Source organism: Microbacterium sp., assembly GCF_041909575.1.
Lineage (GTDB): Bacteria > Actinomycetota > Actinomycetes > Actinomycetales > Microbacteriaceae > Microbacterium.
Genome location: NZ_JAYRDE010000030.1, coordinates 17401 through 27145 on the forward strand (window position 1 = coordinate 17401; position 9745 = coordinate 27145).

The following is a 9745-nucleotide window of genomic DNA, read 5'->3' on the forward strand; positions in this document are numbered from 1 at the left end:
CCAACCACCCGATCGGAGAGAACACACATGAGTGAGTACGCCGTCGTCAACCCCGCCACGGGCGAGACCCTGGCCACCTACCCGACGATCACCGACGAGGCCCTCGAGGGCGTCCTCGCGGGAGCGGATGCCGCCTTCCGCACCTGGCGCCACGCCCCGGTGTCCGACCGCGCCGCGCGCATCCGCAAGGTCGCGGAGCTGCACCGCGAGCGCCGCGACGAGCTGGCCGCGATCATCGTCCGCGAGATGGGCAAGCCGCTGGAGGCGGCGCTCGGAGAAGTCGACTTCGCCGCCGACATCACCGAGTACTACGCCGACCACGCCGACAAGATCACGGGAGACCAGCCGATCGACATCGACGGCGACGGGACCGCGGTGATCCGCCGCACCGCGCTCGGACCGCTCCTCGGAATCATGCCCTGGAACTTCCCGTACTACCAGGTCGCCCGCTTCGCCGCGCCGAACATCGTGATCGGCAACACGATCATCCTGAAGCACGCCGGCCAGTGCCCCGAGTCGGCCGCGGCGATCGAGAAGATCTACGCGGATGCCGGACTCGGCGACGGCGTGTACACCAACGTGTACGCGTCGAACGAGCAGGCGGCCACGATCATCGCCGACCCGCGGGTCCAGGGCGTCTCCGTCACCGGCTCGGAGCGCGCCGGTGCGGCTGTCGCCGAGGTCGCGGGCCGCAACCTCAAGAAGGTCGCGCTCGAGCTGGGCGGATCGGACCCGTTCATCCTCCTGTCCACCGACGACCTCGACGGCGCCGTGCAGGCGGCCGTCGACGCCCGCCTGGACAACACCGGCCAGTCGTGCAACGCCGCGAAGCGCTTCATCGTGGTCGACGGGCTCTACGACGAGTTCCTCGAGAAGTTCACGGCGAAGATGTCCGAGGCGAAGGTCGGCGACCCGTTCGCCGAGGACACCGTCCTCGGACCGCTGTCGTCGCTGACGGCGGCCGAGCGCCTCGCCGAGCAGGTCGACAAGGCCGTCGCGCAGGGTGCGACGCTCGTCGCGGGCGGCACGCGCGACGGCGCCTTCTACCCGGGCACGGTGCTCACCGGCGTCACGAGCGATATGGACGCCTACCGCGAGGAGTTCTTCGGTCCCGTCGGCGTCGTCTACAAGGTGGCCGACGAGGACGAGGCGGTGAAGATCGCGAACGACACCAGCTTCGGCCTCGGCTCGTACGTCTTCACGACCGACGAGGAGCAGGCCGCCCGCATCGCCGACAAGATCGACGCCGGCATGGTCTACGTCAACGTGGTCCTCGCCGACGAGCCCGGTCTGCCGTTCGGCGGCGTGAAGCGCTCCGGCACCTCTCGCGAGATGGGGCTGCTTGCCGCCGACGAGTTCGTCAACAAGAAGCTCATCCGCGTCGGCGCCTGATCGCTCAGAGGGCGGCGCGGTCCATTCCGGCGCGTGCTCCGGGCCGTGCCGCGGCGGGGTCGCCGGCGGAGTTGCGCACCCGGCCCCGTTCCAGAGCCACCCTCACGGTGAGGGCAGCGGAGAGGACCGGGGTCGTGCTGAGCACCGCGTCCGCCTCGTCGAAGCGCTCCTGGAGGCCGCGCGCGCGGGCGACCTGAGTCTCCAGCTCGGCGCCGGTCGCGGGGGTACCGCCGCCCGGCGGCGAGCGAGAGGATGGAGGCATGGCAGACACATCGGATCCCGTCGTCGCCCTCACCGACGAGCAGTGCTGGGAGCGCCTGCGCACGCAGGAGCTCGGGCGACTCGTCACGCACGTGGGGGAGGTGCTCGACATCTTCCCCGTGAACTACGTCGTCGACGGCGAGAGCCTGCTGTTCCGCACCGCGCAGGGGAGCAAGCTGTTCGAGCTGACCGTCAACGACGAGGTGCTGTTCGAGGTCGACGACCACACCGAGACGGACGCCTGGAGCGTGATCGTGCGGGGTCGTGCGCATCCGCTCGACACGTCGGCAGAGGTCGAGCGCGCGGACGGGCTCGGACTGAAACCCTGGATCCCGACGCTCAAGTACACCTACGTGCGTGTGGAGGCGAATTCTCTGTCGGGACGTGCCTTCCAGCGGGCCCCGGAGCCCGACCGGTATGGCATTCAGCAGTACTGACGGATTCGCAGGGCCTCCGGGCATGCCGTACACTGGAGCGTGCAGTTGAAGTCTGCATTCTTTCGCCGTGCCCATGATCCGGGCAGGCTCCTCTTGTTCAGGTGCCGGGGGAAGAGCGCGGGCTTCAGAGGCCTCCGGGCCTCTAGGGCGGTAGCTCAATTGGCAGAGCAGCGGTCTCCAAAACCGCAGGTTGCAGGTTCGATTCCTGTCCGCCCTGCGCGTCAGCGCTACGTCGGCACCACACCGCCGGCGGTTGACAACACAGTGCGTCGGCGACTGCCGGCGCACGGAAGGTAATCAGGTGGCATCGATGGTTCAGGACGAGCCGACGGGCGAGGTCGTCCCCGCGGGCGGCGCACCCCGCGAGAAGAAGCCCAGCGTCTTCGCGCGGATCGCCATGTTCATCCGTCAGGTCTTCGCCGAGCTCCGCAAGGTCGTCACACCGACGCGCCAGGAGCTCCTGAAGTACACGGCGGTGGTGCTCGGCTTCGTCGTCATCATGATGGCGATCGTCTACGGCCTCGACCTGCTGTTCGTGTGGATCACGACGCTCGTCTTCGGAGTGCCGGCCGCCTCCTGACCCGCCTGAGATGTCCTGCCCCTCGGGGGCGCGCGAACGGGATCGGATCCCGCCGCGGACAGAACGGAAGAGAATTCAGTGTCTGAAAGATTCATCGACGACGCCGACTGGGCGACGGCGGCGGAGCAGTCCTCGGAGGATGACGAGGCCCAGGAGGGCAACATCCTCGCCGAGGAGGACCGCGCCAACACGGCGGCAGAGCACGCGGCGATCCACATCGTCGACGACTCAGAAGAGAGCGACGCCGACCTGGACGACATCGACATCGACGACCCGGAGGCCGACGCCATCGTGAACGACGCTCTTAACCTCGACGAGGCGGCCGAGACCGAGGCCGCCGCCGAGGTCATCAACGACTCCATCGCCGAGGAGGTGGCCGAGCTCGAGGCGGAGGCCGCCGACGAGGTGACCCCCTACGACGGTCCCGACGTGAACGGCGACGACGACATCGTCTCCGACGAGGACGCCGACTCCGACTCCGATGAGGACGAGGACGAGGACCCGTACGAGTCCTTCCGCTCCGAGCTGCGCACCCTCCCGGGCAAGTGGTACGTCATCCACTCCTACGCCGGCTTCGAGCGCAAGGTGAAGGCCAACATCGAGCAGCGCAAGTCGACGCTCGAGGTCGAGGAGGAGATCTACCAGATCGAGGTCCCGATGGAGGACGTCGTCGAGATCAAGAACGGTCAGCGCAAGATGGTCACGCGCGTCCGAATCCCCGGCTACGTGCTCGTGCGCATGGAGCTCAACGAGGACACCTGGTCGGTCGTGCGCCACACGCCCGGCGTCACCGGCTTCGTGGGCAACGCCCACAACCCGACGCCGCTGCGCTTCGAAGAGGCCTTCAACATGCTGAAGAGCCTCGTCGAGATCAAGGAGACCGCACCCGCCAAGGCCGGCGCAGCCAAGAAGGGCGGCGCGGCCGCCACGCGCGTCATCCCGGCCGAGGTCGACTTCGAGGTCGGCGAGACCATCACGATCAAGGAGGGCTCGTTCGCGGGTCTTCCCGGCACGATCAGCGAGATCAAGCCCGAGAGCGGCAAGCTCACGGTCCTCGTCTCCCTGTTCGAGCGCGAGACCCCGGTCGAGCTGTCGTTCGACCAGGTCACCAAGCTCTAGGGCTTCCGAGCCTCTCGCGAAGCGCCCCGCCGGATAGGCGGGGCGCTTCGTGGTGTCGCGGGGTGCGCTCAATGACGGAGATGTGGACGATGACGGATGCTTCTGCTCCGCGGCATCCGTGATCCTGCACATCTCCGCGGATCGGCCCGCGCTGCACCCTCCTCCCCCGGTACGCCGGCGTGCGGGTTCTCTCCGACAGCGGCGAGCAGCCTCCGGCCTGCTGTCGAACTGCCGCACCCTGGGGTGATGGAAAGCGTCGAGGATGCCATCCGCGGGAGCGGAGTCGTGCGGGTCTCGACGCTGCGCGCGCAGGGCTTCTCCCGCCGCGCGATCGAGGGCGCCGTGTCGGCGAAGACGCTGATCCGACCGCGTAACGGCTGGGTCGCGCTGCCGGATGCGGATCCGCTCCTCGTCGCGGCCGCTCGCGCCGGGGTGGTGCTCACGTGCGAGACCCAGGCTCGACGGCTGGGGCTCTGGGTGCTGCGGGAGGATGCCGTGCACGTCGCAGCGCCGCCGCACCGACACGTCGGCGCGGTGAGGGAGGGAACACACGTGCACTGGAGCCGGCCGCTCGTGCCCAGACATCCCGATTCGCTGGTCGATCCGCTCGAGAACGTGCTCGCGATCGTCGCGGCGTGCCTGCCGCGCGAGGAGGCGCTCGCCATCTGGGAATCTGCGCTCCGCCAGGCCCTCGTCACGCGGGAGTCGCTCGGACGCCTCCCGCTGCCGTCGACGGCGCGCGCCACGCTCGACAACTGCTCCCTCTACTCGGACTCAGGCCTCGAGACTTTCATCCCCGTGCGCCTGCGCTTCCTCCGGCTGCCGATCCGGCAACAGGTGTGGCTGGCGGGCCATGCCGTCGACTTCCTCATCGGCGACCGGCTCGTCCTGCAGATCGACGGCGGCCACCATGTGGGCGGTCAGCGGCGCAGCGACATCGCTCATGACGCGCGGCTGCTGCTGCTCGGGTACCACGTGATCCGCGTGGACTACGTGCAGGTCCTCACGCGGTGGACCGAGGTGCACGACGTCATCGTGCGCGCCGTTGCACAGCGACTGCACGTCGCTTCGTGACGCCGCTCGCGATCCACCCGCGCCGAATGACGGAGATGTGCACGATGACGGATGCTGCTGCTCCGCGGCATCCGTGATCCTGCACATCTCCGCGGATCGGCCCGCGGGTGGAGACCCGGGATGGATCGGGTAGACTTGAGCGGTTGCGCCCATCGTGCGCGACGAAACCCCACCACGTCCAGGGCTCGCCTGGTTCGTGGAAGCGCGCCCGCGAGGGCGCTCGAACGAAGGAACACAATGGCACCGAAGAAGAAGGTGACCGGCCTGATCAAGCTTCAGATCAACGCCGGTGCAGCCAACCCGGCGCCGCCGATCGGGCCCGCGCTCGGTCAGCATGGCGTCAACATCATGGAGTTCTGCAAGGCGTACAACGCCGCGACCGAGTCGCAGCGCGGCAACGTCATCCCCGTGGAGATCACCGTCTACGAGGACCGCAGCTTCACGTTCGTCCTGAAGACCCCTCCGGCCGCCGAGCTCATCAAGAAGGCCGCCGGCCTGCAGAAGGGCTCGCCGACCCCGCACACGACCAAGGTGGGCAAGCTCACCAAGGAGCAGGTGCGCCAGATCGCAGAGACGAAGCAGCCCGACCTGAACGCGAATGACATCGAGGCCGCCTCGAAGATCATCGCGGGCACCGCCCGTTCCATGGGCATCACGGTCGAGGACTGAGGGGGATAGGAAACATGGCTACCAAGTCCAAGGCCTTCCGGGCCGCTGCCGCCAAGATCGAGGCGGACAAGTTCTACACGCCGACCGAGGCCGTCGCCCTTGCGAAGCAGACCGGCTCGGCGAAGTTCGACTCGACCGTCGAGGTCGCGCTCAAGCTCGCGGTCGACCCGCGCAAGGCAGACCAGATGGTGCGCGGCACCGTCATCCTCCCGCACGGCACGGGCAAGACCGCCCGCGTCATCGTGTTCGCGACGGGTCCGGCCGCGGAGGCCGCCATCGCCGCGGGTGCGGACGAGGTCGGCGGCGCCGAGCTCATCGAGAAGGTCGCCGGCGGCTGGACCGCATTCGACGCGGCCGTCTCGACGCCCGAGCTCATGGGCCAGGTCGGTCGCCTGGGTAAGGTGCTGGGCCCGCGCGGCCTCATGCCGAACCCCAAGACCGGCACCGTGACCCCCAACCCGGCCAAGGCCGTCGAGGAGATCAAGGGCGGAAAGATCGAGTTCCGCGTCGACAAGCACGCCAACGTGCACTTCGTCGTCGGCAAGGCCTCGTTCTCGGCCGAGCAGCTGGACGAGAACCTCGCCGCGGCGCTCGAGGAGATCATCCGCCTGAAGCCGTCGAGCTCGAAGGGCCGCTACATCCAGAAGGGCGCCGTGTCGACCACGTTCGGCCCCGGCATCCCGCTGGACGTCAACTCCTTCTGATCCATCGGGATCGGAACGCACGGGGTCTCACCTTCGGGTGAGGCCCCGTCGTCATTCCCGGAAGCAGCCGCTTGCGGCTGGGACGGGGGCGGCGCTACGGTTCCCCCGATACGCGCGCATCCCGTCCGGGCGTGCCGGCGGCGCCCGTGGGGGAGCGTGATGGGCGCGGGGGTGGCACTCGAATCCGGCCGGACCGCGGTAGCGGACCGGCGCTGGCGTGCGGGGTTCGAGCTGCTTGCGCAGGCTCGGGCCGAGAGCCCGAGCGGTCTGGACGCCTCCGATCTGGAGCTGTTCGCGACTGCCTCGATCCTCCGCGGCCGGACGGACACGGCCGTCGAGGCGATGACGCAGGCGCACGATCTCCACCTCGCTGAGGGCGACACGGCCGGCGCGGCCCGAACCGCCGGCTGGCTCGCGCTCGAGCTTCTCGAGATCGGCGACCTGCCCCTGAGCGGAACGTGGATGGCTCGCGGACTCCGGCTCGTAGCCCAGCTCGAGGACAGCCCGGCCGTCGGCGGCCGCGTGGCGCTGGTCCCGGCGGCGCTCACCGGGCTCTTCGTGGGCGACTTCGCCGAGGCCCTGCGCAAGTTCGATGAGATCGCGACGATCGCGGAGAGGACGGGCGACCGAGAGCTGGCGGCGCACGCCGCGTTCGGGCGGGGCAAGTGCCTCACGACGATCGGCAGCACCGCGGAGGGGCTCGCCAGCCTGGACCGGGCGATGGCGGCCGTCGAGGCGGGGGACGTGTCGCCGCTGTGGACGTGCGTCTTCTTCCGCGTGCTGCTGGATGTCGCGCACGAGGCGTTCGACCTCGCGCGGGCACAGCGGTGGACGGCCGTGTTCGCGCGGTGGTGCTCCGCGCAGCCGCAGCTCATCGCCTACAGCGGACAGTCCCACGCCTACCGTGCCCAGCTGCACGTGCTGGCCGGCGAATGGGCGGAGGCGTCGGCCGCGGCGACCGTCGCCGAGGAGCGGCTGCGCGCGGGGGACTTCACCGCCGCCTACGTCGCGAACTATCAGCTCGCCGAGATCCACCGGCTGAGAGGGGAGCACCGCGCGGCGGACGAGCACTACCGGCGCGCCGCGGCGACCGGGTGGGACCCCCAGCCGGGGTGGGCCCTCCTGCGGATCGCCCAGGCCGACGTCTCGGGTGGCCGGACGATGCTCCGCCACGCCGTCGCGGGAGCCGATGAGGGGACCCGCCGACGGCTTCTTCCCGCCCTCGTGGAGGTCGAGCTCGCGGCCGCCGACGTCGACGCCGCGCGACGCGCCGCCGACGATCTCGACGCGCTGCGCCGAACCGCACCGACCCCGATGCTCAACGCCGTCACCGAGGCGGCCGCGGCCGGGGTCGCGTTCGCCGGCGGCGAAGCCGCCGCTGCGCGGGATGCCGCCACCGCGGCGATTGCGTCGTGGACGGCTCTGGCCGTGCCCTATGAGCCGGCCCGGTGCCGCGTGCTCCGGGGCAGGGTCCTGCTCGCGCACGGCGACCACGTCGCGGCGGCAGCGGATCTCGACGCCGCCCGCAGGGCCTTGGCCGAACTCGGTGCCGGTCCGGCCCTCGCCGAGGTCAACGAGCTCCTGGGACTGCGCACGACCGGCTCGCTCACCGATCGCGAGGTCGAGGTGCTGCGCCTCGTGTCGACCGGGCTGACGAACCGTGCCATCGCCGACCGCCTCACGCTCAGCGAGAAGACCGTCGCTCGTCACCTCGCCAACATCTACGGCAAGCTCGGCCTCTCTTCGCGAGCGGCGGCGACGGCCTATGCCTACGAGAACGGGCTCATCTGACCCGGCGCGGCATCCGGCCAGCCGCCTTGCGGTCGGCACGAATTCGGCGCTAGCGTCCGAGACGATGCGAGGTGCGTCCCGCCGGCAGGGTACTGGCGCGCGCTCGGGTGGGGGTGTCATGGCCGCGACGGGAGCGCTCGACCTCGCCCGGTCCGCCGCCGCAGAGGGCCGCTGGCGCGAGGCATGCGAACAGCTCGAAGAGGCCGGGGCGACCGGCGGCACACGACTGTCCGCGCCGGATCTGGAACTCCTCTCGACGGCGTCGTTCCTGCGGGGTCGACACGAAGCGGCGATCCGTGCCCTGACCGATGCGCACGAGATGTACGTCGCTCTCGATGACACGCTCGGCGCCGCCCGCACGGCGGGGTGGATCGCCTTCGAGATGCTCGAGGCCGGCGAGGTCACCGTGAGCGCGTCGTGGATCGGACGGGGACTGCGTCTGGTCGCGCGTCTGGACGAGCCGGGCTCGGTGGGAGGCTTCGTCGCGCTCGTCCCGGCCGCCTTCACGGCGATGTTCGTCGGTGATGTCGCCGAGGCGAAACGTCGGTGCGATGAGATCGCGGCGATCGCCGACCGGGCCGGCGATCGCGAACTCGCGGCATACGCCGCGTTCGGCCAGGGGAAGTGCCTGACGACCCTGGGACGGACCGTCGAGGGGCTCGCCGGTCGCGACCCGGTCGTGGCGGCGGTGTCCGCGGGCGAGGTGTCGACCATGACCACGTGCATCTTCTATCGCGTGATGCTCGATGTCTGGCACGAGGCATTCGACCTCGAACGCGCACAGAGCGGGACGGCGGCATTCGCGCAACTGTGCAGTGATCAGCCGGACCTGGTCGCCTACAGCGGCCAGTGTCACGCCTATCGGGCGCAGCTGCTGCTGCTGCACGGTGAGTGGGCCGAGGCATCCGCGGCCGCAACCCTCGCGGAGGAGCGCCTGCGAGCGGGCGACTTCACGGCCGGGTACGTCGCGAACTACCAGCTCGGCGAGCTGCATCGGCTGCGCGGTGAGGTGCGCGCCGCAGACGAGCATTATCAGCGTGCCGCACAGACGGGGTGGGATCCGCAGCCGGGACTGGCATTGCTCGCTCTCGCCAAAGGCGACGCCGCACTGGCCCAGACGATGATCCGCCACAGTGTCGCGGGCGCTGAGGAGGGAGGGCGCCGTCGTCTGCTGCCGGCCGTGGCGGAGATCGAGATCGCCGCGGGCGATGTCGCCGCGGCCCGACGTGCAGCGGACGAGCTGACCACCGCGAATCGATCGGCACCCACCCCCATGCTGGCGGCGGTCGCCTCGTTCGTCGAGGCGCGAGTCCGGCTCGCGGAGGGCGATGCTCACGGAGCTCTCGAGGCGGTGGACGCCGCTCACTCGGCGTGGTCCGCCCTCGAGGCGCCGTACGAGGTGGCGCGGTGCGGTGCGGTCCGGGGACGGATCCTCCTCGCCCTGGAAGAGTCGGATGCCGCCACCGCCGAGCTGGATAAGGCCCGGCGCGCGTTCCTGGAACTCGGCGCACGCGCGGCGCTCTCCGAGCTCACCTCACTGACCGCCGATCGCCCGACCGGCTCACTCACCGACCGGGAGGTCGAGGTGCTGCGCCTCGTGTCGACCGGCCTGACGAACCGTGCCATCGCCGACCGCCTCACGCTCAGCGAGAAGACCGTCGCTCGTCACCTCGCCAACATCTACGGCAAGCTCGGCCTCTCTTCGCGAGCGGCGGCGA

10 protein-coding genes and 1 tRNA gene are annotated in these 9745 nt (G+C 70.1%); 10 read left to right on the forward strand and 1 reads right to left on the reverse strand.

Annotated elements, in window-relative coordinates:
- Nucleotides 1-27: 27 nt before the first annotated feature.
- Nucleotides 28-1392, forward strand: coding sequence for an NAD-dependent succinate-semialdehyde dehydrogenase (locus tag ACE3O1_RS06380; RefSeq protein WP_374313596.1), 1365 nt, complete (start codon nucleotides 28-30; stop codon nucleotides 1390-1392).
- Nucleotides 1393-1396: 4 nt separating this feature from the next.
- Here ACE3O1_RS06380 and ACE3O1_RS06385 read toward each other — a convergent pair whose 3' ends face one another.
- Nucleotides 1397-1654, reverse strand: coding sequence for a hypothetical protein (locus ACE3O1_RS06385; RefSeq protein WP_374313598.1), 258 nt, complete (start codon nucleotides 1652-1654; stop codon nucleotides 1397-1399).
- On the opposite strand from ACE3O1_RS06385, the gene ACE3O1_RS06390 reads away from it, so the two are divergent.
- From ACE3O1_RS06390 to ACE3O1_RS06430, 9 genes are all read left to right on the forward strand, one after another.
- A complete protein-coding gene (locus tag ACE3O1_RS06390; RefSeq protein WP_374313599.1) occupies nucleotides 1653-2090 on the forward strand; it encodes a pyridoxamine 5'-phosphate oxidase family protein in 438 nt (145 codons plus the stop codon). The genes ACE3O1_RS06385 and ACE3O1_RS06390 overlap by 2 nt on opposite strands.
- 144 nt (nucleotides 2091-2234) lie before the next feature.
- Nucleotides 2235-2307: transfer RNA gene (locus ACE3O1_RS06395), tRNA-Trp, on the forward strand.
- Between the two features lie 93 nt (nucleotides 2308-2400).
- Complete coding sequence (gene secE / locus ACE3O1_RS06400; protein ID WP_374313608.1) at nucleotides 2401-2670, forward strand: preprotein translocase subunit SecE; 270 nt, start codon at nucleotides 2401-2403, stop codon at nucleotides 2668-2670.
- A gap of 78 nt (nucleotides 2671-2748) precedes the next feature.
- Nucleotides 2749-3789: a transcription termination/antitermination protein NusG gene (gene nusG / locus ACE3O1_RS06405; RefSeq protein ID WP_374313600.1), complete on the forward strand. Its 1041-nt coding sequence runs from the start codon at nucleotides 2749-2751 to the stop codon at nucleotides 3787-3789.
- 246 nt (nucleotides 3790-4035) lie between these two features.
- On the forward strand, nucleotides 4036-4863 hold the full coding sequence (locus ACE3O1_RS06410) for an endonuclease domain-containing protein (RefSeq protein ID WP_374313601.1): 828 nt from the start codon (nucleotides 4036-4038) through the stop codon (nucleotides 4861-4863).
- Nucleotides 4864-5100: 237 nt separating this feature from the next.
- A complete protein-coding gene (gene rplK / locus ACE3O1_RS06415; protein WP_056121761.1) occupies nucleotides 5101-5532 on the forward strand; it encodes a 50S ribosomal protein L11 in 432 nt (143 codons plus the stop codon).
- A gap of 14 nt (nucleotides 5533-5546) precedes the next feature.
- Nucleotides 5547-6236 (forward strand): 50S ribosomal protein L1, encoded by a 690-nt coding sequence (rplA, locus tag ACE3O1_RS06420; protein ID WP_374313602.1) that lies wholly within the window; start codon nucleotides 5547-5549, stop codon nucleotides 6234-6236.
- 171 nt (nucleotides 6237-6407) lie between these two features.
- Nucleotides 6408-8027 (forward strand): response regulator transcription factor, encoded by a 1620-nt coding sequence (locus ACE3O1_RS06425; protein ID WP_374313604.1) that lies wholly within the window; start codon nucleotides 6408-6410, stop codon nucleotides 8025-8027.
- Between the two features lie 118 nt (nucleotides 8028-8145).
- Nucleotides 8146-9745, forward strand: a 1600-nt coding sequence (locus ACE3O1_RS06430; protein ID WP_374313606.1) for a LuxR C-terminal-related transcriptional regulator, incomplete at its 3' end; no start/stop codon positions are given.

What these genes read in the sequence shown, in the direction of transcription:
- ACE3O1_RS06380 (WP_374313596.1), top strand. Translation starts at nt 28, where the DNA reads ATGAGTGAGTACGCCGTCGTCAACCCCGCCACGGGCGAGACCCTGGCC.
- ACE3O1_RS06390 (WP_374313599.1), top strand. Translation starts at nt 1,653, where the DNA reads ATGGCAGACACATCGGATCCCGTCGTCGCCCTCACCGACGAGCAGTGC.
- ACE3O1_RS06385 (WP_374313598.1), bottom strand. Translation starts at nt 1,654, where the DNA reads ATGCCTCCATCCTCTCGCTCGCCGCCGGGCGGCGGTACCCCCGCGACC.
- secE (WP_374313608.1), top strand. Translation starts at nt 2,401, where the DNA reads ATGGTTCAGGACGAGCCGACGGGCGAGGTCGTCCCCGCGGGCGGCGCA.
- ACE3O1_RS06410 (WP_374313601.1), top strand. Translation starts at nt 4,036, where the DNA reads ATGGAAAGCGTCGAGGATGCCATCCGCGGGAGCGGAGTCGTGCGGGTC.
- rplK (WP_056121761.1), top strand. Translation starts at nt 5,101, where the DNA reads ATGGCACCGAAGAAGAAGGTGACCGGCCTGATCAAGCTTCAGATCAAC.
- rplA (WP_374313602.1), top strand. Translation starts at nt 5,547, where the DNA reads ATGGCTACCAAGTCCAAGGCCTTCCGGGCCGCTGCCGCCAAGATCGAG.